The following is a 22,182-nucleotide window of genomic DNA, read 5'->3' as shown; positions in this document are numbered from 1 at the left end:
GATATCCTTTGTAGTTTTACGTAGGGACGTAGCTCAATTGGCAGAGCGTCGGTCTCCAAAACCGAAGGTTGGGGGTTCGATGCCCTCCGTCCCTGCCACTGTTTTCAGGTGCAGGGCACCGAAAGTAAATATAAATGTCAAATCAATCCGTGCAGACCGTCAGCACGTCGAATGACAAGATTAAGGTTGCTCTGGCAATAGCCGTTGCAATCGCAGGTGTGGTCGGGTTTTATTACCTGTCAGACAAACCAGCTCTCGTACGCGCAGGCGCACTTGTAGCTGGTTTGGCTTTTGCCGTTCTGCTCTTGTGGACCTCGACGACTGGCCGTGAATTCCTGAATTTCGCCAAAGAAGCCGTACGCGAAACGAAAAAGGTCGTCTGGCCTACTCGTCGCGAAGCTACCCAGATCACCGGCATCGTGTTTGCCTTCGTGCTGGTGATGGCGCTGTTCCTGTGGGGCACGGATAAGACACTCGAGTTCCTGTTGTACGACGTCATTCTGGGTATACGAAAATAATGAGCGAAAATGTGCAAGACGAGGTGCCGGGCGAAGTTCCGGCACAAGATGCTGGCGCAGCGCCAATCAGCGTACCTGTCAGCAATAAGCGCTGGTATGTTGTACACGCATACTCCGGCATGGAAAAAAGCGTCCAGCGCGCCCTGATGGAGCGCGTCGAGCGCGCGGGCATGCAGGACCAGTTCGGCCAGATCCTGGTGCCGACCGAAGAAGTGGTGGAAGTCCGTAACGGTCAAAAGTCCGTCACCGAGCGTCGTTTCTTCCCTGGCTATGTGCTGGTCGAGATGGAAATGACCGACGAAACCTGGCACCTGGTGAAAAACACCAACAAGGTGACCGGCTTCATCGGCGGCAAATCGAACAAGCCGACCCCGATTCCAGCGCGCGAGATCGACAAGATCATGCAGCAGATGCAAGAGGGTGTCGAGAAGCCACGGCCAAAAGTGCTGTACGAAGTGGGCGAGCAAGTCCGCATCAAGGATGGCCCGTTCACCGATTTCAACGGCAATGTCGAAGAAGTCAATTACGAAAAATCCAAAGTACGCGTGTCGGTCACCATCTTCGGCCGCGCTACTCCGGTGGAACTTGAGTTCGGCCAGGTAGAAAAAGTATAAGCAGGACCGTTCGCCAGAACGGGCGACGGTGTAAAAACCTGACAAATCTGGCAAAGAGGAGCCCCGCCCTGCACAACGCATGGTGGGGCGCTACTACTCATATCCAAGATAGGAGCCATCATGGCAAAGAAAATCATTGGTTTTATCAAGCTGCAAGTGCCAGCTGGTAAAGCAAACCCATCCCCACCGATCGGTCCAGCTCTGGGTCAACGCGGTCTGAACATCATGGAATTCTGCAAAGCGTTCAACGCGCAGACCCAAGGTATGGAACCAGGCATGCCTATCCCAGTCGTGATCACCGCGTTCGCTGACAAGTCCTTCACCTTCGTGATGAAGACCCCACCAGCAACCTTCCTGATCAAGAAGCACTCGGGCGTTGTTAAAGGTTCGGCCAAGCCACATACCGACAAAGTCGGCAAGCTGACCCGCGCTCAAGCTGAAGAAATCGCTAAATTGAAAACCCCAGATCTGACCGCTGCCGACATGGATGCTGCTGTACGCACCATCGCTGGTTCCGCACGTTCGATGGGCATCACGGTGGAAGGTCTGTAATCATGGCAAAACTGTCCAAACGCGCTAAAGCTATCAAAGCCAAAGTTGATAGCACCAAGACCTACGCATTCGACAACGCTGTCGCTCTGATCAAGGAACTGGCTACCGCCAAGTTCAACGAATCGATCGACGTGTCGGTACAACTGGGTGTGGATCCTAAGAAGTCGGACCAGGTCGTTCGCGGTTCCGTCGTGCTGCCAGCCGGCACCGGCAAGACCGTTCGCGTTGCTGTGTTCGCTTCGGGCGAAAAAGCAGAGCAGGCTAAAGCAGCCGGCGCCGACGTCGTTGGTATGGAAGACCTGGCCGAGCGCGTCAAAGCCGGCGACATGCCTTTCGATATCGTCATCGCTTCGCCAGACACCATGCGTATCGTTGGTACCCTGGGTCAGATCCTGGGCCCACGCGGCCTGATGCCTAACCCGAAAGTCGGCACCGTAACCCCTGACGTCGCTACCGCCGTGAAAAACGCGAAAGCCGGTCAAGTTCAGTACCGTACCGACAAAGCCGGTATCATCCACGCGACCATCGGCCGCAAATCGTTCGCTGACGCAGATCTGAAGAGCAACCTGGTTGCCCTGATCGACGCACTGAACAAAGCCAAGCCAGCTACCAGCAAGGGTGTTTACCTGCGCAAGGTTTCCCTGTCGTCGACCATGGGCGCTGGCGTCCGTGTTGACCAGGCTACCCTGGCTGCTTAAGTCGTAAAAGTTTAAGTCCCTGTGTCGCCGTCGCGCGATATGGGGCAGTTCTTTGGGCTGGTCGTTTCTTCGGGAACGGCCAGGCAATCAAAGACCGTTGGGCCGGGTGCATCAGGCAGGCAACCGGTTAATTGAATTTTTCACCCAACGCAGATGGTGTACCCGATCAAGTTTCGTAGTCCATTGGACTCCTAAACCTCGGACGCCGTTGTTCGAACCGATGACAGGCAGTTTGCCCGTCATCATTTAAGGAGGTTGACCGTGGGTCTCAATCTGAATGACAAAAAGGCCGTTGTCGCCGAAGTTTCCGCAAAAGTAGCAACTGCGCAAACTATCGTCGTGGCCGAATATCGTGGCATCCAGGTTGCTCACTTGACGCAACTTCGTGCCAAAGCGCGCGCTCAAGGCGTGTACCTGCGAGTGTTGAAAAACACCCTCGCTCGTCGCTCCGTCGAAGGCACGCAGTTCGCCAGCCTGGCAGACAGCATGACCGGTCCCCTGATCTACTCGATCTCGGACGATGCCGTTGCAGCAGCTAAAGTCATCGCTGACTTCGCTAAAACCAACGACAAACTGGTCATCACCGCAGGTAACTACGCAGGCAAGCAGCTGGATAAAGCAGCTGTTGCAGCGTTGGCGAGCATTCCTTCCCGTGAAGTTCTCATTTCGCAGCTGTTGGGCGTTATGCTGGCTCCGGTGTCGGGCTTTGCACGTGGTCTGGCTGCTCTGGCAGCGAAAAAATCCGAAGGTGCTCCAGCTGTTGCCGAAGTGGCCGCAGAAGAAGCCCCAGCAGCGTAAGCCGCCGGTTTTTTTCTCAAGTACCAATCTGATGTATTAACGAATCAAAAAATTATTGGAGTTTCAAATGGCAATTAGCAAAGACGACATCCTGAACGCAGTTAGCGAAATGTCCGTAATGGACCTGAACGAACTGGTCAAAGCTTTCGAAGAAAAATTCGGCGTTTCGGCCGCTGCAATGGCTGCTCCAGCAGCTGGCGGCGCCGCTGCTGGCGCGGCTGCTGAAGAGCAGACCGAGTTCAACGTTGTTCTGACCGAAGTCGGCGCAAACAAAGTTGGCGTTATTAAAGCAGTTCGCGAAATCACCGGTCTGGGCCTGAAAGAAGCCAAAGACGTGGTTGATGGCGCTCCTAAGACCGTTAAAGAAGCCCTGTCGAAAGCTGACGCTGAAGCCGCTAAGAAGAAGCTGGAAGAAGCTGGCGCCAAGGCCGACCTGAAGTAATCAAGTTGTACGGCGGCTAGTTAGCGCCTCGAGCCAAAGCTGCGGATTTCCTTCTGAAAGGGAGGAAATCCGGCTTTGGCTCCTTTGTCGTCCTCGTCGTATTTGTAGCGTTTGTCCAACGCCGCAGTTTTATCGAATCAGCTGGAAATGGTAGAAGTTTCAGGTTTCGTCTGTGTGACATGCAGCCGATCTTGTTGCTGAAGTGGCTAGTAGTGCACTGGCAAAACCTGAATTTTTTATCCTTTCTGTCACTCACGGAGTGTCCATGCACTACTCATTTACTGAGAAGAAACGCATTCGCAAATCATTCGCGAAGCGCGCCAACGTTCACCACGTTCCGTTCCTGCTGGCTACCCAGCTCGAGTCCTACCATAGTTTCTTGCAAGAAGACGTAGCACCGTCGACACGCAAGAACGACGGCCTGCAGTCGGCCTTTACCTCGATTTTCCCTATCGTTTCGCACAATGGCTTTGCGCGTCTCGAATTCCTGTCGTACGTCCTGGGCGACCCCGCCTTTGACGTCAAGGAATGCCAACTGCGTGGCCTGACGTTCGCGTCGCCGCTGCGCGCCAAGGTGCGCCTGGTGATCCTGGACAAGGAATCGCCGACCAAGCCGGTTGTCAAAGAGATGAAGGAACAGGAAGTCTACATGGGCGAACTGCCCCTGATGACCACCACCGGTTCGTTCGTGATCAATGGTACCGAGCGCGTTATCGTTTCGCAGCTGCATCGCTCCCCTGGCGTGTTCTTCGAGCACGACCGCGGCAAGACCCACTCGTCGGGCAAGCTGCTGTTCTCCGCGCGTATCATTCCTTACCGCGGTTCGTGGCTGGACTTCGAGTTCGACCCGAAAGACATCCTGTTCTTCCGCGTCGACCGCCGCCGCAAGATGCCAGTGACGATCCTGCTGAAGGCGATCGGCATGTCGCACGAGCAGATCCTGGCGAACTTCTTCGTGTTCGACAATTTCAACCTGCGCTCCGAAGGCGCGGAAATGGAATTCGTCGCCGAGCGCCTGCGTGGCGAAGTCGCGCGTTTCGACATCGTCAACAAGGAAGGCAAGACGCTGGTCCTGAAGGACAAGCGTATCAACGCCAAGCACGTGCGCGACATCGAATCGAACGGCATCAAGCACATCTCCGTGCCGGAAGACTACCTGCTGGGCCGCGTGCTGGCCAAGAACATCGTTGATCCGGAGACCGGCGAAGTGGTCGCGTCCGCCAACGATGAGCTGACCGAAGACGTGTTGGGCCGCCTGCGCGAAGCCAACATCTCCGAAATCCAGACGCTGTACACCAACGACCTGGACCAGGGCGCCTACATTTCGCAAACCCTGCGCATCGACGACACCGCCGACCAGATGGCCGCCCGTGTCGCGATCTACCGCATGATGCGTCCTGGCGAACCGCCAACGGAAGACTCCGTCGAAGCGCTGTTCAACGGCCTGTTCTACAGCGCCGACCGTTACGACCTGTCGGCCGTGGGCCGCATGAAGTTCAACCGCCGCATCGGCCGCGATGAACTGACCGGCGCCATGACGCTGTCGAACGAAGACGTGCTGGCCGTGATCAAGATCCTGGTGGAACTGCGCAATGGCCGCGGCGAAGTCGACGATATCGATCACCTGGGTAACCGCCGCGTACGTTGCGTCGGCGAACTGGCCGAGAACCAGTTCCGCGCCGGCCTGGTGCGCGTTGAGCGCGCCGTCAAGGAACGCCTCGGCCAGGCCGAAGCGGACAACCTGATGCCGCACGACCTGATCAACTCGAAGCCGATCTCGGCCGCAATCCGCGAGTTCTTCGGTTCGTCCCAGCTGTCGCAGTTCATGGACCAGACCAACCCGCTGTCGGAAATCACGCACAAACGCCGTGTCTCCGCCCTGGGCCCTGGCGGTCTGACCCGCGAACGCGCAGGCTTTGAAGTGCGCGACGTGCACCCGACCCACTACGGCCGCGTGTGCCCGATTGAAACGCCTGAAGGCCCGAACATCGGTCTGATCAACTCGCTGGCGCTGTACGCCCGCCTGAATGAATACGGCTTCCTGGAAACCCCGTACCGCAAGGTCGACGGTTCCAAGATCACCGACCAGATCGACTACCTGTCCGCCATCGAAGAAGGCCGCTACATCATCGCTCAGGCGAACGCGACCATCAACGACGAAGGCATGCTGAGCGACGAGCTGGTCTCGGCCCGTGAAGCCGGCGAAACCATCCTGGTATCCCCAGAGCGCATCCAGTACATGGACGTGGCGCCGGGCCAGATCGTTTCCGTCGCAGCGTCGCTGATTCCGTTCCTCGAACACGATGATGCGAACCGCGCATTGATGGGTGCCAACATGCAGCGCCAGGCCGTACCTTGCCTGCGCCCAGAGAAAGCACTGGTCGGTACCGGCATCGAACGCACCGTGGCAGTCGACTCGGGCACCACCGTGCAGGCGCTGCGCGGCGGTATCGTCGACTACATCGATGCGGGCCGTGTGGTGATCCGCGTCAACGACGACGAAGCGCAAGCTGGCGAAGTCGGCGTGGACATCTACAACCTGATCAAGTACACCCGTTCGAACCAGAACACCAACATCAACCAGCGTCCTATCGTCAAGGTGGGCGACCGTGTGGCCAAGCGCGACGTGATCGCCGACGGCGCATCGACCGACCTGGGTGAATTGGCGCTGGGCCAGAACATGACCGTGGCCTTCATGCCATGGAATGGTCTGAACTTCGAAGATTCGATCCTGATCTCGGAAAACGTCGTCAAGGACGACCGCTACACCTCGATTCACATCGAAGAGCTGTCCGTCGTGGCACGCGATACCAAGCTGGGCGCGGAAGAAATCACCCGCGACATCTCGAACCTGGCTGAGAACCAGCTGGCTCGTCTGGATGAGTCCGGTATCGTCTACATCGGCGCGGAAGTGCAAGCGGGCGACACCCTGGTCGGCAAAGTGACGCCTAAGGGCGAAACCCAGCTGACGCCGGAAGAAAAGCTGCTGCGCGCGATCTTCGGCGAAAAAGCATCGGACGTGAAAGACACCTCGCTGCGCGTGCCATCGGGCATGATCGGCACCGTGATCGACGTCCAGGTCTTCACCCGTGAAGGCATCGTTCGCGACAAGCGCGCGCAACAGATCATCGACGATGAACTGAAGCGTTTCCGCCTGGACCTGAACGACCAGATGCGCATTGTGGAAGGCGATGCCTTCCAGCGTCTGGAAAAAATGCTGATCGGCCAAGTCGTCAACGGCGGTCCGAAGAAGCTGGCCAAGGGCGCCAAGATCACCAAGGAATACCTGGCTGATCTGGACAAGTACCACTGGTTCGACATCCGCCCTGCGGAAGACGCATCGGCTACCGCGCTGGAAGCGATCAAGGAATCGATCAACGAGAAGCGCCACCAGTTCGACCTGGCCTTCGAAGAGAAGCGCAAGAAACTGACCCAGGGCGACGAACTGCAACCTGGCGTGCAGAAGATGGTCAAGGTCTACCTGGCCGTCAAGCGCCGCCTGCAGTCGGGCGACAAGATGGCGGGCCGCCACGGTAACAAGGGTGTGGTTTCCCGTATCGTGCCGGTGGAAGACATGCCATACATGGCCGACGGTACGCCGGCCGACGTGGTGCTGAACCCGCTGGGTGTTCCTTCCCGTATGAACGTGGGTCAGATTCTCGAGACCCACCTGGGTTGGGCAGCGAAGGGCCTGGGTATCCGTATCGGCGAGATGCTGCAACAGCAGATCAAGGTCGAAGAGATGCGCAAGTTCCTGACCACCGTCTACAACGAGAACGGCCGTCCGGAAGATCTGGACCAGTTCGACGACGAAGAGATCATGAAGCTGGCGAACAACCTGAAGAAAGGTGTTCCGTTCGCTACGCCGGTGTTCGACGGCGCGCACGAGTCGGAAATCCGCCGCATGCTGGACCTGGCGTATCCGGACGATATCGCGACCAAGCTGGGCATGACCCCATCGAAGAATCAGGTCACGATGTACGACGGCCGCACCGGCGAAGCGTTCGAGCGCAAGGTCACCGTCGGCGTGATGCACATGCTGAAGCTGCACCACTTGGTCGACGACAAGATGCACGCGCGTTCGACCGGTCCATACTCGCTGGTGACGCAGCAGCCACTGGGCGGTAAAGCCCAGTTCGGCGGCCAGCGCTTCGGTGAGATGGAGGTGTGGGCACTGGAAGCATACGGCGCATCGTATGTGCTGCAAGAGATGTTGACCGTTAAGTCGGATGACGTGAACGGCCGTACCAAAGTGTACGAGAACCTGGTCAAGGGCGACCACGTGATCGACGCCGGTATGCCGGAATCGTTCAACGTGCTGGTGAAAGAGATTCGTTCCCTGGGTATCGATATCGACCTGGAACGCAACTAAGACATCACGCACGGGCCCCGCCGGTCGTTGCCGGCGGGGCAGTTTAAAGAATTCATCACTACCTGGAGTGATACATGAAAGCACTGCTCGATTTATTCAAGCAAGTACAGACGAACGAGACCTTTGACGCGATCAAGATCGGTCTCGCTTCGCCTGAAAAAATCCGTTCGTGGTCCTACGGCGAAGTTAAAAAGCCGGAAACCATCAACTACCGTACCTTCAAGCCTGAGCGCGACGGTCTGTTCTGCGCCAAGATCTTTGGCCCGATCAAGGACTACGAATGCCTGTGCGGTAAGTACAAGCGCCTGAAACACCGCGGCGTGATCTGCGAAAAGTGCGGCGTCGAAGTCACGCTGGCCAAGGTGCGCCGCGAGCGCATGGGCCACATCGAGCTGGCCTCGCCAACCGCCCACATCTGGTTCCTGAAGTCGCTGCCATCCCGCCTGGGCATGGTGCTGGACATGACCCTGCGGGACATCGAACGCGTGCTGTACTTCGAGGCATACGTGGTGACCGATCCAGGCATGACCCCGCTGAAGAAGTGCCAGATCATGTCGGAAGACGACTACGCCGCCAAGTACGAAGAGTACGGCGACGACTTCACCGCCTTCATGGGCGCTGAAGGTATCCGCGAACTGCTGCGCTCGATCGACATCCACCGCGATGCCGAGACCCTGCGCGTGGAACTGAAGGAATCGAAGTCCGAAGCCAAGATCAAGAAATACGCCAAGCGCCTGAAAGTGCTGGAAGCGTTCCAGCGTTCGGGCATCAAGCCTGAGTGGATGATCATGGAAGTGCTGCCGGTGCTGCCGCCGGAACTGCGTCCGCTGGTCCCGCTGGACGGCGGCCGTTTCGCGACCTCGGATCTGAACGATCTGTATCGCCGCGTGATCAACCGTAACAACCGTCTGAAACGCCTGATGGAGCTGCGCGCTCCAGAGATCATCACGCGCAACGAAAAGCGCATGCTGCAGGAAGCGGTCGACTCGCTGCTGGACAACGGCCGTCGCGGCAAAGCGATGACCGGCGCCAACAAGCGTCCGCTGAAATCGCTGGCTGAGATGATCAAGGGTAAGGGCGGCCGCTTCCGTCAGAACTTGCTGGGTAAGCGCGTCGACTACTCGGGCCGTTCGGTCATCGTGGTGGGTCCGCAGCTGAAACTGCACCAGTGCGGTCTGCCGAAGCTGATGGCTCTCGAGCTGTTTAAACCATTTATCTTCAACAAGCTGGAACTGATGGGCCTGGCTACCACGATCAAGGCCGCCAAGAAGCTGGTCGAGATCCAGGAACCGGTCGTCTGGGACATCCTGGAAGACGTGATCCGCGAACATCCGATCATGCTGAACCGTGCGCCTACGCTGCACCGTCTGGGTATCCAGGCTTTCGAGCCGGTCCTGATCGAAGGCAAGGCGATCCAACTGCACCCACTGGTCTGCGCGGCATTCAACGCCGACTTCGACGGTGACCAGATGGCAGTTCACGTTCCACTGTCGATCGAGGCACAGATGGAAGCCCGCACGCTGATGCTGGCTTCGAACAACATCCTGTTCCCGTCGAACGGCGAACCGTCGATCGTTCCTTCGCAGGATATCGTGCTGGGTCTGTACTACGCGACCCGCGAAGCGATTAACGCCAAGAACGAAGGCATGCTGTTCCCTGACGTGTCGGAAGTCATCCGTGCCTACGACAACAAGGAAGTGGAACTGACCACCCGTATCACCGTACGTATCGTTGAGAATCCAAAAGATCCAGCGACGGGCGAATTCGTTCGCACCGTGACCCGTTACGAGACCACGGTCGGCCGCGCCATCCTGTCGGAAATCCTGCCGAAAGGCCTGCCATTCTCCGTGCTGAACCGCGCGCTGAAGAAGAAAGAGATTTCCAAGCTGATCAACACGTCCTTCCGTAAGTGCGGCCTGCGCGCGACGGTGGTGTTTGCTGACCAACTGATGCAGTCGGGCTTCCGCCTGGCGACCCGCGCCGGTATTTCGATCTGCGTGGACGACATGCTGGTACCGCCTCAAAAAGTGACGCTGATTTCGGCCGCTGAGTCCGAAGTCAAGCAGATCGAGCAGCAGTACGCTTCGGGTCTGGTCACCGCCGGCGAACGTTACAACAAGGTGGTCGACATCTGGGGCAAGACCTCGGACGAAGTCGGCAAGGCCATGATGGACCAACTGAAAGTGGAAGACGTCATCAAGCGTGACGGCACCAAGTCCACCCAGGAATCCTTCAACGCGATTTACATGATGGCCGACTCGGGCGCCCGCGGTTCCGCAGCGCAGATTCGCCAGCTGGCAGGTATGCGTGGTCTGATGGCGAAACCGGACGGTTCGATTATCGAAACGCCGATTACCGCGAACTTCCGCGAAGGCCTGAACGTGTTGCAGTACTTCATCTCGACCCACGGCGCTCGTAAAGGTCTGGCGGATACGGCACTGAAGACCGCGAACTCGGGTTACCTGACCCGCCGTCTGGTCGACGTGACCCAGGATCTGGTTGTCATCGAAGATGATTGCGGCACCTCGAACGGCACGCTGATGAAGGCGATGGTCGAGGGTGGTGAGGTGATTGAAGCGCTGCGCGACCGTATCCTCGGCCGCGTGGTGGTCAACGACGTCGTCAACCCAGAGACCCAGGCTACGCTGTACGAAGCCGGCACGCTGATGGACGAGGACATGGTCGAAGAGATCGAGCGTCTGTCGATCGACGAAGTCAAGGTTCGCACTCCGCTGACTTGCGACACGCGCTTCGGCCTGTGCGCCAAGTGCTACGGTCGCGATCTGGGCCGCGGCATGCTGGTCAACGCCGGCGAAGCCGTCGGTGTGGTCGCTGCGCAGTCGATCGGTGAACCAGGTACCCAGCTGACCATGCGTACCTTCCACATTGGTGGTGCGGCGTCGCGTGCGGCAGTGGCATCGTCGGTGGAAGCGAAGTCGAACGGTACCATCCGCTTCACCTCGACCATGCGTTACGTCACCAACGGCAAGGGCGCGCAAATCGTCATTTCCCGTTCGGGCGAAGTGCTGATCACCGACGACCACGGCCGTGAGCGTGAGCGTCACAAGGTGCCGTACGGCGCGACCCTGATCGTCAAGGACGGCATGGTCATCAAGGCCGGTACGGCTCTGGCGACCTGGGATCCGCTGACCCGTCCGATCATCACCGAGTACGCCGGTACGGTGCGTTTCGAGAACGTCGAAGAAGGCGTGACCGTTGCCCGTCAGGTGGACGAAGTGACCGGTCTGTCGACCCTGGTGGTCATCGATGCGAAACGTCGCGGCTCGCTGACCAAGACCCTGCGTCCACAGGTCAAGCTGCTGAACGAAGACGGCCACGAAGTGAAGATCGCCGGCACTGAACACGCTGTGGCGATCGGCTTCCAGGTCGGCGCGCTGATCATGGTGAAAGATGGCCAGGCAGTGTCCGTCGGTGAAGTGCTGGCGCGTATCCCGACCGAATCGCAGAAGACCCGCGATATTACCGGTGGTCTGCCGCGCGTTGCCGAGCTGTTCGAAGCACGTTCGCCAAAAGACGCGGGTATGCTGGCGGAAGTCACCGGTACTGTTGCCTTCGGTAAAGAAACCAAGGGTAAGCAGCGTCTGGAAATCACGGACATGGACGGCAACAAGCACGAGTTCCTGATCACCAAGGACAAGCAAGTGCTGGTCCACGACGGCCAGGTCGTGAACAAAGGCGAGATGATTGTCGACGGCCCGGCCGATCCACAAGACATTCTGCGTCTGCTGGGTATCGAAGCGCTGGCGCGTTATATCGTTGACGAAGTGCAGGACGTGTACCGTCTGCAGGGCGTGAAGATTAACGACAAGCACATTGAAGTGATTGTGCGCCAGATGCTGCGTCGCGTTCAGATCGTTAATGCCGGCGACACCAACTATATCGTTGGCGAGCAGGTTGAGCGTTCGGAACTGCTGGATGAAAACGATCGCGTGATTGCAGAGAATAAGATCCCTGCAACCTACGAAAACGTTCTGCTGGGTATTACCAAGGCATCGCTGTCGACCGATTCGTTTATCTCGGCCGCATCGTTCCAAGAAACCACCCGCGTTCTGACCGAAGCCGCAATCATGGGCAAACGCGATGGTCTGCGTGGCCTGAAAGAAAACGTCATCGTTGGCCGTCTGATTCCAGGCGGCACCGGTCTGGCATTCCACCGCGCTCGCAAAGAGAAAGAGCAGTGGGAAGTGGAAGAGCGTCAAGCTCTGCTGCTGGCCGAGAAAGCCTCGATGTCGAGCAGCGATGTGGAAACGACCGAATCGGTTATTCCGCACGACGGCGAAGCGTAATTCAGCTTTTAGTCCCGCAAATAAAGACGGCACCTTCGGGTGCCGTTTTTTTTATTCTAATTATTCGGTGGCTGGTGCTTTTTCCATTAACTCCGCCGTATAAGCGAGCGCGGCATATATATATCGTCCTTTTCGAGAAAAGGGTGATCAATCAATATCTGCTCGTGGCTTTCGCCAGCCGCAAGCGGATTTAAAATGTCGCTGAATCTCGGATGGCGTATGCAAGCTCGTCCGCCGCATTGAGCCGCGTCCTCGGTAATCCGCTGGTTCAGGTTTGGCTTCATCGCAACCTCCCAATCTATGCGCGTGTATTCACTATGGGCAACCCGGGCCCCGCACACCGACCGTGCCTGGCGTCAGGGAAGGCCTTGAACCTAGCCGGATGCAAGTTGACTCGGAAACCGTACGTTTAACACGCCAGACCGTGGTGTGTTCATGCTAAGATTTGGCTCATGATCGCTCAAGCACTCTTCACCCCTGCCCAGCAGAAGCTGCTGGGTTTGCTATTTGTACGTGTCAATCAAGGATTCCACTTGAACGAGATCATGCGCCTGACCGGTTTGGGCAGCGCCTCGGCCCAGCGGGAGCTGAAACGGCTGCATGAGTCGGGCGTCATCGTGTCCGAGCGCATCGGCAACGTGCGCCGCTTTAAGCCCAACAAGGAATGCATCGTGTTTGGGGAATTAAGCAACCTGGTCAAGAAAACCTTCGGCCTGGTGAGTGTGTTGAATTCGGCGCTGGCGCCGCTGCAGCACGTGCTGAATGTGGCCTTTGTTTATGGCGCCACCGCCAAGGAACATGAGGGCATGGATACGCCCGTGGAATTAATGCTGATCGGCGATAACACCAGCTATGGCGAGTTATTATCCCGCCTACCGGTCGCCGAGCGTTTGTTGCGGCGTAAAATCAATCCCAACCTGTATTCCATTCCGGACTTCAAGCGCCGCCTGCGCGAGCAGCAGCCTTTTATTCTCCAGGTGTTGCGAGAACAGAAAATATACGTGTTGGGCGATGAAACCGATCTGGAAAAGATCAGCGGCGAAGAAGTCGCCGTAAATTAATCCGGTATCTGGTCGCCAGTCCATACCTGGCGCTGCGGGAATAATACGGAGAACCGCGTATAATGCCCGGCCCGGGATTCGCACTGTATTTTACCGCCAAACGCGGTAATTACCCGCTGGCAGAATGCCAATCCCATGCCGGTGCCGCCGCCATTATGCCGCGTGCTATAAAAAGGCTCAAATACATGCGGCAATACATCGTCCGGTATTCCCGCTCCGGTATCCGTCACCAATAACTGCCTGCTATCTCCATTGGTAAAGAAGGCAATTTCAACCTCGCCCCGGCCGGCTGATTTAATGGCGTGTAAAGCGTTTTTAAACAGGTTGTACAGCACGTAGACCAGCAATACATCCGAGCCGAAAAACGTAAAATCCTCGGACGCTTTCACCACGACCTTGTCGCGCATCGAGCTTTCAAATGGATAGCAGGCCAAGGCTTCATCCACGCATTTCTTGATTGAATGATTGGCGAAGTCGTTTCTGTTCAGGCTGCCCGCGCGGGCGGATGCCAGCATCATATCGACAATGAAATTGGAGCGACTGATTTCCGCTTCGATATGCTGGGTTAGCTTGCTCAGGTAATTCAATTGCGCCGGCTGCAGCAGCGGCTGGATATGGTGATTCTCCACCGCGCTTTGATAGCCGGCCAGAAGATCCGGCAGGCATTTGGCCAGCACCCGCGACTGGTTGCGGATGGTCGCCAGCGGCGTCCGCATCTCGTGGGCGATGGTAGCGGCCACCTCCATCGGGTCGGCCAGCAGGTTGTGCCGCACCATGGCCTGGGCGATCAGGCCCAGGCTGGCCGCCACGAACAGCACCCCTGGTGGATAGAACTGCACGCCGTAGTTACACAAATAGTCGACCGAGGCGAAGAAATAGATCAGCAGGCTGACCAGGCAGTAGCGCAGCCGGCTCCTTTCGGTCGACACGGCCAGTTGCTGGCGCCGGTAGAGCAGCCACAGGCCGCGCCCAACCACCAGGCAGGTTTGCAGCAGGTGCAGCGCGTGCAGCGGCCCCGCCTTGGGGTAAAAGCCAAAGAAATACGGATACACGCCGGCGATCAGCCAGTCTGTGCTCAGCATGACGACGCCCAGCAAGCCGGCGCCGACATAGGACAGGTCCACCCAGCGCCGCTCGCTGCGTTGCGCCGTCAACTCGGCAACAAAATGGTACAGCGTGGTCGGCAGGAAGAGGATGAGCAGATAGCCAAGCTTGGCCAGCGCCAACGCCTCATCCTCGTCGTGGATCTGGAACAGCACGGCCCAGGTGAATTGCCAGCAGAACGTGGTCGCGCACAGCAGGAAGAAGGTCAGGCTGATACGGCTCACCCCGCGCGAATGCAGCACGTAGGCGCCGTAGCAAAGGAAGAGCAGGGAGACCACGGCGGGCAGTAGGGAATGCATGCGCTTTTTCCGACGAACTGTGTACGATTAGGTCGAAGTATTGCGCGTGTTGATCTAGCTCGCTTGAGTATTGAATGGGTGTTTGCGTTTTATCAAACAAGCACATGAGAAATGCCCTTTAAGTGTCCCTGCCCGCCTTGCGGGCAAACGTTCCCGGCCGCAGGCCAGGGCGATCCAACTCATCTTAAAGGGGAATTCCCATGCTGCTGCACGCCACCGAAGTAGAAATGTCCGAAATCACCGCTGCGAACGCCATCAACGCCAAGCAGACTTTCACCCACGCCCTGACGATTTTCCTCAAGGACTCCAACGCCTACGGCAATACCTATTTCGCGCGGTATTTCGAGTGGCAGGGCATCTGCCGGGAAAAGTGGTTCTTTGATTGCATTTCGCGCGACATGCTGCAAAGCGAGGGCGTGTTCATCACCAAGCGCGCCGAGCAGGACTACCTGCAGGAGACTTTCCCCTTCCAGGAAATCCATTGCGAGTTGAATGCTTTTGACGTGAGGAAGTGCTCATTTTGGCTGGAGTTCCGCTTTTATGCGAATGGCAAGCCGGTGTCGGTGGGGCGCCAGCAGATCGTCTTTGCCAACCATGCAAAGCAGATCACGGCCCTGCCCGAACTGGTGATCGCCCGCATCAAACGCTACGCCAAGTAGCAGGGAAGGGCGGGCCAGCGCGGCCCGCCCTGTTGCGATTACTTCTGTGCGGCGATCCAGCGGTCGACTTTTTCCTCCAGCAGCGCCAGCGGCAGCGTGCCGTCGCCCAGCACCACCGCGTGGAACTTCGGCAGGCTGAACTTGTCGCCCAGCGCCTTGGCCGCGCGCTGGCGCAGTTCGACGATTTTGAGCGAGCCGATCTTGTAGCCCAGCGCCTGGCCCGGCCAGGCCATGTAGCGTTCGGTTTCGGTCTTGGCCGAATTGTCATAGCCCAGCGTGTCGTGCATGTACTGGATGCTTTGCTCGCGGGTCCAGCCTTGCGCATGCATGCCGGTGTCGACCACCAGGCGGGTGGCGCGCAGCAGCTCGTCGTTCAGGTGGCCGAAGTACTGGGCCGGGTCGTCGAACAAGCCCATTTCCTTGCCCAGTGTTTCCGCATACAGCGCCCAGCCCTCGGTAAAGGCGTTATTGCCGCCATATTTGCGGAAGTTAGGCAGGTTTAGCTCCTGCATCAACGCGATGTGGAAGTGGTGGCCGGGCTTGCCCTCGTGCAGGAACAGCGTAGTCATGCCGGTGCTGCCGTACTTGGCCGGATCGTTCACCACCGACCAGAACACGCCCGGGCGCGAACCGTCGCCGGCCGGCGCCGTGTAGTGGTCCGACGCGGTGGCGCGGCTCAGTTCAGGTTCCAGGCGCAGGTCCAGCTTGGCTTTTGGCAGCAGTGTGAACATCAGTGGCAGCTTGGTGTCCAGCACATCGTTCAGCTTGCGGTAGACGGCCTGGACTTCGTCCTCGGTCTTGAACGGGTAAAACTTCGGCTGCGCCGCCACCCAGACCGGCAGGCCCGAGGCGGGGCCGGTGTAGCCCAGCTTGGGACCCAGTACTTCGAACTGGGCCTGGATGCGCGCGACTTCTTTCAGGCCGATGGCGTGGATTTCATCGGGTTTGAGCGAGGTGGTGGTGGCGCCGGCAACGCGTGCCTGATACCAGGCGGCGCCGTTCGGTAACGCGCCCAGGCCGGTGGTGGTGCGGCAGGCCGGCACGTATTCCTTTTCCAGGAAGGTCGCAAGGCGGGCCAGCGCCGGCATCAGTTGCTCGCCGACGGTCTTGCGGTAGGCGGCGGTCAGGCGCTGCTTGTCGGCGTCGGCAAAGGTGGCCGGCAGCTTGGTGACCGGCGTGTAGAAGATGTTGCTTTCCGGCGTGGCGCTGACCAGCTTCTGGAACTGCGGCAAGCCCGATTCCATGATGGCTTTCGGCTCGGTGATGCCTTGCTTCATGCCTTCGCGCATATTGGCGATGGCCTGGTCTATCCAGGCCGGCAGCTGGCTGATGCGGCTCAGGTAAGCGTCGTATTCCTTGACGGTGCCGATCGGCTGCGAGGCTTCGCCGCCCGCGTAGTTGGCCAGCGTTACCGGCACGCTGTCCATCTGGTTGATCGGCAGCAGATGTTCGGGGAACTTCTCCATCGCCAGCAACTGGTTCAGCTCGTAGCCGAGGATGTCGTAGTTGATGCGGTCGCCGTTATCCAGCTGGGCTCGCTTGATCGTCTTCAGGCGGGCGGCGAACTGGCGGTACAGCTTGAACTGCTGGGCACGTTTGGCCGGGGCGATGCCCAGGCCCAGCTGATCGTCGAAACGGTTGTCGCCGTTTTCCGTTGCGTTGATCGGCTCGAAGCGGGCGCTCGCGTCGTAGTACTGGTCAGCCAGGGCCAGCAGCGCCTTGTGGGCGGGCGCGGGGCTTGCTTGCGGCACAGCGGTGGCCGGCGCGGCGGCGCTGGACGCCCACGGCGCCAACGCCAGCAGCACGGCCGCTGCGATCGGGGCAAGAATAGCAAGGGTGTTGCGGCGATACGTCATAGTTACGTCCTCGGAATGTCACAAAATTGGCGCCTAGCATAAGCCATTGCGGGGCGGGGCTGGGACAATTTTTGTAGCGGCGATACATTGTTTTTTCGAGGAAATTTTAACTGCAAATTTGCAAGCACAATTGTTCAAAGAACATAAAAAACCGGCGTATGCTGAGAACTCGGTCGCGTAACTTGCACCGCACTATACACAGGGAGGGATGACATGAAAAAAATCATGAAAGCCGCATGGATACTGGCCTTGGCCGCGCCGTTGGCGGCATCGGCGGTAACACCGACCGTCAGCTGGACAGCCTGGGTCAACGCCGGCAGCGGCACGCTGACGCAGAACGCGCAGACGATCGCCGTCACCTACACGGGCGACACGATCGGCCTCGATTACAGTTCCAATATCTACGACGTGCCCTCGTCGTTCACCAACGCTGAAGTGACCAACACGCCCGGCAGCAACGGCACCATCCTGATGATGGGCGGGAATGCCACCGTCAATCACTTCCACTTCAGCCAGGCGGTGATCGACCCGTACATCGACGTGTTCAGCGTGGGCCAGGGCGGCGTGCCGGTCAGCTTTGTGTTCCAGAATGGCAGCCTCACCATCCTCAGCCAGGGCGCCGGGCATTGGGGCGGCGGCACGCTGTTCAGCAGCGGCCTGACCGTCACCGGCTACGAAGGGAATGGTTTGCTGAAGTTTAGCGGGAGTTATACCGATATCAGCTTCGTTACCCCCAACAGCGAGTACTACTACGGCGCCACAGTAGGGGCTGGCATCACGGTCCCCGTGCCGGAGCCGGAAACCTACGCCATGCTGGCGGCCGGACTGGGCCTGCTGGGCGCAGTGGCCCGCCGCCGCAAGGCCGCCTCCTGATTCAAGCATAACAAAGCAGCACAGCCTGGCCGCTGCCCTCGGGCGCGGCCTTTTTTATTTCAGGCCGCCGCTTCGGCGAAGCGGCTCTCGTACAGCGCCGCCACCAGGTCCGACTGGGTGATGATGCCGGCGAAGCGCTGTTCCTCGTCAACGATGGGGATGTGGTGGAAGCCGGAGTCGGCCATCAGCGGCACCAGGTCGACGATCGGCGTGTCCAGCCGCGCGGTGGTCGGATGCTGGGTCATGATCTGTCCGACCACTTCGGCTTTTTCGGTGTGCGTTACGCCGCTTTTGCGCAGGAATCGCTGCAGTTGATGGCGGATGCTGTGATAGTCGTCCAGCCCGCCGTGCTCCAGGAAATCCGTCTGCGTGACGATGCCGATCACCCGCCGCGCCCGGTTGAGCACCGGCAGCGCGGCCACGCGGTGCAGGCGCATCTGCTGCCAGGCTTCTTCCAGGCCGGTGCCGAATTCGGCGCTGATGATGTCGCGCGACATGATGTCGGCGCAGCTGATGATGCCGAAACGGCGCTGGTAGGCGCGCTGCTCGGTCTGCATGAACAGCGATTCCAGCTCGTCGCGGCTGATGTCCAGCACCTGGTTGTATTGCTTGAGCACGGCGTCCAGGTCTTCCGGCTTGAAGCCCAGCCGCACGGTCGGCACGGCATCCTTGGTCGCGTGCGGGTTCGGATGCGCGCTTTGCTGCGCATGGGGATAGCGCCTTCCGGTCAGGTTGTTGTACAGCATGGCCATGACGGCCAGCAACGTCGTGTCGACCAGCACCGTCACCAGCGGGAAGGCGAAGCCGGCCGCGTGGATGGCCGGGCCGCCGATCACCGCCGTCAGCGCCACCGCGCCGCCGGGCGGATGCAGGCAGCGCAGCGCGAACATCGCGGCGATCGCGGTGCTGGCGGCCAGCGCGCACAGCAGCGGCGTCGACAGCACGTCGCCGAAATAGCGCACGCACAGCACGCCCATCAAGCCGCTGACCACATTGCCGCCGATGGCCGACCAGGGCTGGGCCAGCGGGCTGGCCGGCAGCGCGAACAGCAGCACCGACGAGGCGCCGATCGGCGCGACCAGGAACAGCGCGCCGGGCGCCATGGATTGTCCGAGCAACGCGGTCAGCAGCAGGCCGAACAGGGCGCCGCCGGCCGCGCGCAGTTGTTCGCGGCGGCTGGCGGTGGTGGGGCTGGGCAACCAGCGGTCGAGCAGTGCGCGCATGGGCTTAATCAAGTATTTGATATGGGACAATTATTATCCCACGCTCGCGCACGTTATTGGTGCGAAACCAGTTCCAGCGGCAACGCCGTGGTGACCTTGATCTGCTCCATCGAAAACGCCGACGACACCCCGGACAGCTGCGCCACCTTGATCAACTTCTTGTAAAACCTGTCATATCCTTCGATATCGCTCGTTACCACCTTCAACAGGTAATCGATGTCGCCGCTCATGCGATGAAACTCCTGCACTTCCGGCAAGGCGACCACGGCCGCGGCGAAGCGCGCCAGCCATTTGTCGTCATGCTGGCTGGTTCGCACGCTGACGAACACCGTCACCGGCAAGCCCACCTTGCGGCGGTTGACGATGGCCACGCGGCTCTCGATATAGCCTTCCTCCTCCAGCCGCCGCACCCGCTTCCAGCACGGCGTGGTGGACAGCCCGACCCGCTCGCTGAGCTGGGCGATCGACAGCGTGCCGTCGCCTTGCAATGCAGACAAAATTGCATAATCGTAGCGATCGAGTGGATTCATTCTATTATTTCCTGAAATTAAGCATAAGAATGCTGGGTAGGGCGCGTATCCGGGGTATTTTAGTACATCTGTTTCAGCGCGGCTGAGTAAACTGTAGGCATCGATTACACAGGCATTCTCATGACGACCGAAATCTACCTCGATGGCAACGCCACCACCGCCGTGCTGCCGGCCGCCATCGCCGCCGCGGCCGACGCCATGGGCCAGCGTTACGGCAATCCCAGCAGCAGCCATGGCACCGGCCTCAAGGCCAAAGTCCTGCTGGACCAGGCGCGCGCCTGCGCGGTCCGCCTGCTGGGCGTGGGCGAAGGCCGCCTGATGTTCAACAGCGGCGCCACCGAAGGCATCCAGACCGCCGTGCTGTCGGCGCTGGTCGCGCTGCGCGAACGCCGCGAGCGGGGCGAGGCCATCGGCAGCCTGCTGGTCTACGGCGCCACCGAGCACAAGGCCGTGCCGGAAAGCCTGGCGCACTGGAACCGCCTGCTGGGCCTGAACCTGACGCTGCAAAAACTACCGGTCGACCAGGACGGCGCGCACGACCTGGCCCAGCTGCGCGCGCTGGCGCCGCAGGCCGGGCTGGTGTGCACCATGGCCGCCAACAACGAAACCGGCGTCATCACCGACCTGGCCGCCATCGAAGCCGTGCTGGCCGACACTGGCAGCCCGGCCTACTGGCTGGTCGATTGCGTGCAGGCGCTGGGCAAGCTGGACCTGAACCTGGCCGCCACCCGCATCGACTACGCGCCGTTCTCCGGCCACAAGCTGTACGCGCCCAAAGGCGTGGGCATGTTGTACGTGCGCGCCGGCGCGCCGTTCACGCCGCTGATCATGGGCGGCGGCCAGGAGAGCGGCCAGCGCTCCGGCACCGAGAACATGGCCGGCATCGCCGCGCTGGGCGTGGTGCTGGCCGCGCTGGAACGCGGCGACACCTTCCGCAGCCATCACCAGCTGGCCAGCTACCGCGCCCGCCTGGCCGAGAGCCTGCGCGCCGCCTTGCCCGGCGTGGTGTTCAACCACCCCTTCGACAAATCGCTGCCGACCACGCTGAACTTTTCCGTGCCCGGCCTGTCGAGCCGCGAACTGATGGACGTGTTCGACGCCGCCCAGGTGCGCGTCAGCTCCGGCAGCGCCTGCTCGGCGGCCAAGGCCGCGCCCAGCTACGTGCTGGACGCCATGCACGCGCCGCTGTGGCGCAGCGCCGGCGCCATCCGCATGTCCTTCGGACCTCTGGCCGACGAGGCCACCATCAACGACGCCTGCCGCCGCATCGAGCGTTGCGGCGCGGCCTTGCGCGCGAGCTGCCTGATCCCGTCCGAACGCACCGCGGTCCCGCACGACGGCTTGCTGCAACTGGGCGTCGAGGGCGCGTGCAGCTGGCTGGTGCTGGACGCCGCCAGCCGCAGCTGCATCGTCATCGATCCCTTGCCGGAAATGACCGGGCGCATCGAATCCTATGTGCGCTGCCAGAACTACCAGGTGCAGGCCATCGTCAGCACCACGACCGGCGCCGATAGAAGCGTGCTGATCGAAGCGCTCGGGCGCCACTTCGACCACCGCGCCGCGACCGATGCCTACGGCTGGCCTGCCGCGGCCGCCATCAAGCTCGGCGCGCAGACGCTGGCCCGCGTGGTGGATGGCGCCGCGCGCCACTACCTGCTGGGCGTGGCGGACGGCGACACGCTGGCGCCGCAAGCGGTGCGCTTCGCCTTCAGCGCACGCGCCGCCGTGGACGCGCTGCGTCCGCTGACCTGCGCGCAGACGCTGCTGTGCCCGACCCGCGACGAACACAACCAGTTCTGCGTCGGCATGGTAGCGCGCGCCGTTGCTGGCGCGCCTTCGGACATGCAACTCGACAGCGCCGCGCTGGACGCCTTCCTGCAAGCCCATCCCGACGCCCAACTGGTCGACGTGCGCGAGCCGTATGAGTTCGCCGCCACGGCCGCGCCCGCTCCGGGCGGACGCCAGGCCCTCAGCGTGCCGCTGGGCCGCCTGGCCGAGCACGCCAGCGAGTGGTTGCGCGGCGAGCATGCGCCACTGATATTTTTCTGTCGCAGCGGCAACCGCAGCCAGAAGGCCGCGCAGCTGCTGCGCCGGCTCGGCCATGCGCAGGCATACAGCCTCAACGGCGGATTGGCGCTGGCGCCGCTCGCAAAGGCGGCCTGATCAGCTATAGCTTTCTTCCTTTACAAGGCCGCGCAAGCGGCCTTTTTTTTCGTGGAAATTCTTTATGTACGTCAGCGCACAGTCGCGTGCCGTGCGCCCCCGTAGCATGCCTA

General features: G+C 60.1%; 17 protein-coding genes and 1 tRNA gene. 13 read left to right on the top strand and 5 right to left on the bottom strand.

The window, feature by feature from the left end:
- Positions 1–22 precede the first annotated feature (22 nt).
- The 9 genes from GTP90_RS21965 to rpoC all read left to right on the top strand — a co-directional run bounded on the left by GTP90_RS21965 (position 23) and on the right by rpoC (position 12,301).
- Positions 23–98, top strand: a tRNA-Trp gene (locus tag GTP90_RS21965).
- A 36-nt stretch (positions 99–134) separates the two neighbouring features.
- On the top strand, positions 135–518 hold the full coding sequence (secE, locus tag GTP90_RS21960) for a preprotein translocase subunit SecE (RefSeq protein WP_008444107.1): 384 nt from the start codon (positions 135–137) through the stop codon (positions 516–518).
- Positions 518–1,132: a transcription termination/antitermination protein NusG gene (gene nusG / locus GTP90_RS21955; protein ID WP_117012691.1), complete on the top strand. Its 615-nt coding sequence runs from the start codon at positions 518–520 to the stop codon at positions 1,130–1,132. The genes secE and nusG overlap by 1 nt, the downstream gene beginning before the upstream one ends.
- 120 nt (positions 1,133–1,252) lie before the next feature.
- On the top strand, positions 1,253–1,684 hold the full coding sequence (gene rplK, locus GTP90_RS21950) for a 50S ribosomal protein L11 (protein WP_117012692.1): 432 nt from the start codon (positions 1,253–1,255) through the stop codon (positions 1,682–1,684).
- A gap of 2 nt (positions 1,685–1,686) precedes the next feature.
- Positions 1,687–2,382, top strand: coding sequence for a 50S ribosomal protein L1 (gene rplA / locus GTP90_RS21945; RefSeq protein ID WP_117012693.1), 696 nt, complete (start codon positions 1,687–1,689; stop codon positions 2,380–2,382).
- Positions 2,383–2,643: 261 nt separating this feature from the next.
- Positions 2,644–3,180, top strand: coding sequence for a 50S ribosomal protein L10 (gene rplJ / locus GTP90_RS21940; RefSeq protein WP_161085535.1), 537 nt, complete (start codon positions 2,644–2,646; stop codon positions 3,178–3,180).
- Positions 3,181–3,247: 67 nt separating this feature from the next.
- Positions 3,248–3,622, top strand: coding sequence for a 50S ribosomal protein L7/L12 (gene rplL, locus GTP90_RS21935; protein WP_161085534.1), 375 nt, complete (start codon positions 3,248–3,250; stop codon positions 3,620–3,622).
- Positions 3,623–3,887: 265 nt separating this feature from the next.
- Positions 3,888–7,994 (top strand): DNA-directed RNA polymerase subunit beta, encoded by a 4,107-nt coding sequence (gene rpoB, locus GTP90_RS21930; RefSeq protein ID WP_161085533.1) that lies wholly within the window; start codon positions 3,888–3,890, stop codon positions 7,992–7,994.
- A gap of 74 nt (positions 7,995–8,068) precedes the next feature.
- Positions 8,069–12,301, top strand: a complete 4,233-nt coding sequence (gene rpoC / locus GTP90_RS21925; protein ID WP_117012695.1) for a DNA-directed RNA polymerase subunit beta' — start codon at positions 8,069–8,071, stop codon at positions 12,299–12,301.
- 86 nt (positions 12,302–12,387) lie between these two features.
- Here the strand turns inward: rpoC and GTP90_RS37635 are convergent, their stop codons facing one another.
- Positions 12,388–12,585, bottom strand: coding sequence for a DUF433 domain-containing protein (locus tag GTP90_RS37635; RefSeq protein ID WP_161085532.1), 198 nt, complete (start codon positions 12,583–12,585; stop codon positions 12,388–12,390).
- A 168-nt stretch (positions 12,586–12,753) separates the two neighbouring features.
- Here GTP90_RS37635 and GTP90_RS21915 point away from each other — a divergent pair, with 168 nt between their 5' ends.
- Positions 12,754–13,362, top strand: coding sequence for a helix-turn-helix domain-containing protein (locus tag GTP90_RS21915; RefSeq protein ID WP_117012696.1), 609 nt, complete (start codon positions 12,754–12,756; stop codon positions 13,360–13,362).
- On the opposite strand, the gene GTP90_RS21910 is transcribed toward GTP90_RS21915, so the two are convergent.
- Positions 13,359–14,765, bottom strand: a complete 1,407-nt coding sequence (locus tag GTP90_RS21910; RefSeq protein ID WP_161085531.1) for a sensor histidine kinase — start codon at positions 14,763–14,765, stop codon at positions 13,359–13,361. The genes GTP90_RS21915 and GTP90_RS21910 overlap by 4 nt on opposite strands.
- Before the next feature lie 200 nt (positions 14,766–14,965).
- Here GTP90_RS21910 and GTP90_RS21905 point away from each other — a divergent pair, with 200 nt between their 5' ends.
- Positions 14,966–15,424 (top strand): acyl-CoA thioesterase, encoded by a 459-nt coding sequence (locus tag GTP90_RS21905; protein WP_161085530.1) that lies wholly within the window; start codon positions 14,966–14,968, stop codon positions 15,422–15,424.
- 38 nt (positions 15,425–15,462) lie between these two features.
- Here the strand turns inward: GTP90_RS21905 and GTP90_RS21900 are convergent, their stop codons facing one another.
- Positions 15,463–17,280: a DUF885 domain-containing protein gene (locus GTP90_RS21900; RefSeq protein ID WP_161085529.1), complete on the bottom strand. Its 1,818-nt coding sequence runs from the start codon at positions 17,278–17,280 to the stop codon at positions 15,463–15,465.
- Between the two features lie 213 nt (positions 17,281–17,493).
- Here GTP90_RS21900 and GTP90_RS37060 point away from each other — a divergent pair, with 213 nt between their 5' ends.
- A complete protein-coding gene (locus tag GTP90_RS37060; protein ID WP_254451990.1) occupies positions 17,494–18,153 on the top strand; it encodes a PEP-CTERM sorting domain-containing protein in 660 nt (219 codons plus the stop codon).
- A 59-nt stretch (positions 18,154–18,212) separates the two neighbouring features.
- Here the strand turns inward: GTP90_RS37060 and GTP90_RS21890 are convergent, their stop codons facing one another.
- Both GTP90_RS21890 and GTP90_RS21885 read right to left on the bottom strand, forming a co-directional pair.
- Positions 18,213–19,376 carry an HPP family protein gene (locus GTP90_RS21890; protein WP_161085528.1) on the bottom strand — a complete coding sequence of 388 codons (1,164 nt, stop codon included), beginning with the start codon at positions 19,374–19,376 and terminating at the stop codon, positions 18,213–18,215.
- Between the two features lie 53 nt (positions 19,377–19,429).
- A complete protein-coding gene (locus GTP90_RS21885) occupies positions 19,430–19,906 on the bottom strand; it encodes an Lrp/AsnC family transcriptional regulator (protein WP_161085527.1) in 477 nt (158 codons plus the stop codon).
- 120 nt (positions 19,907–20,026) lie between these two features.
- Between GTP90_RS21885 and GTP90_RS21880 the strand changes: the two genes are divergently transcribed.
- Positions 20,027–22,069: an aminotransferase class V-fold PLP-dependent enzyme gene (locus GTP90_RS21880; RefSeq protein WP_161085526.1), complete on the top strand. Its 2,043-nt coding sequence runs from the start codon at positions 20,027–20,029 to the stop codon at positions 22,067–22,069.
- The last annotated feature ends 113 nt before the right edge of the window (positions 22,070–22,182 follow it).

Origin of the sequence: Duganella vulcania, assembly GCF_009857655.1 — a bacterium.
Lineage (GTDB): Bacteria > Pseudomonadota > Gammaproteobacteria > Burkholderiales > Burkholderiaceae_D > Rugamonas > Rugamonas vulcania.
The sequence above is the reverse complement of the archived record's forward strand: the minus strand, read 5'-3'. Positions and strand labels throughout refer to the sequence as shown.

Excerpts from the sequence above, each read along its gene's own strand:
- secE (WP_008444107.1), top strand. The coding sequence starts at position 135 with ATGTCAAATCAATCCGTGCAGACCGTCAGCACGTCGAATGACAAGATT.
- nusG (WP_117012691.1), top strand. The coding sequence starts at position 518 with ATGAGCGAAAATGTGCAAGACGAGGTGCCGGGCGAAGTTCCGGCACAA.
- rplK (WP_117012692.1), top strand. The coding sequence starts at position 1,253 with ATGGCAAAGAAAATCATTGGTTTTATCAAGCTGCAAGTGCCAGCTGGT.
- rplA (WP_117012693.1), top strand. The coding sequence starts at position 1,687 with ATGGCAAAACTGTCCAAACGCGCTAAAGCTATCAAAGCCAAAGTTGAT.
- rplL (WP_161085534.1), top strand. The coding sequence starts at position 3,248 with ATGGCAATTAGCAAAGACGACATCCTGAACGCAGTTAGCGAAATGTCC.
- rpoB (WP_161085533.1), top strand. The coding sequence starts at position 3,888 with ATGCACTACTCATTTACTGAGAAGAAACGCATTCGCAAATCATTCGCG.
- rpoC (WP_117012695.1), top strand. The coding sequence starts at position 8,069 with ATGAAAGCACTGCTCGATTTATTCAAGCAAGTACAGACGAACGAGACC.
- GTP90_RS37635 (WP_161085532.1), bottom strand. The coding sequence starts at position 12,585 with ATGAAGCCAAACCTGAACCAGCGGATTACCGAGGACGCGGCTCAATGC.
- GTP90_RS21915 (WP_117012696.1), top strand. The coding sequence starts at position 12,754 with ATGATCGCTCAAGCACTCTTCACCCCTGCCCAGCAGAAGCTGCTGGGT.
- GTP90_RS21910 (WP_161085531.1), bottom strand. The coding sequence starts at position 14,765 with ATGCATTCCCTACTGCCCGCCGTGGTCTCCCTGCTCTTCCTTTGCTAC.
- GTP90_RS21905 (WP_161085530.1), top strand. The coding sequence starts at position 14,966 with ATGCTGCTGCACGCCACCGAAGTAGAAATGTCCGAAATCACCGCTGCG.
- GTP90_RS21900 (WP_161085529.1), bottom strand. The coding sequence starts at position 17,280 with ATGACGTATCGCCGCAACACCCTTGCTATTCTTGCCCCGATCGCAGCG.
- GTP90_RS37060 (WP_254451990.1), top strand. The coding sequence starts at position 17,494 with ATGAAAAAAATCATGAAAGCCGCATGGATACTGGCCTTGGCCGCGCCG.
- GTP90_RS21890 (WP_161085528.1), bottom strand. The coding sequence starts at position 19,376 with ATGCGCGCACTGCTCGACCGCTGGTTGCCCAGCCCCACCACCGCCAGC.
- GTP90_RS21885 (WP_161085527.1), bottom strand. The coding sequence starts at position 19,906 with ATGAATCCACTCGATCGCTACGATTATGCAATTTTGTCTGCATTGCAA.
- GTP90_RS21880 (WP_161085526.1), top strand. The coding sequence starts at position 20,027 with ATGACGACCGAAATCTACCTCGATGGCAACGCCACCACCGCCGTGCTG.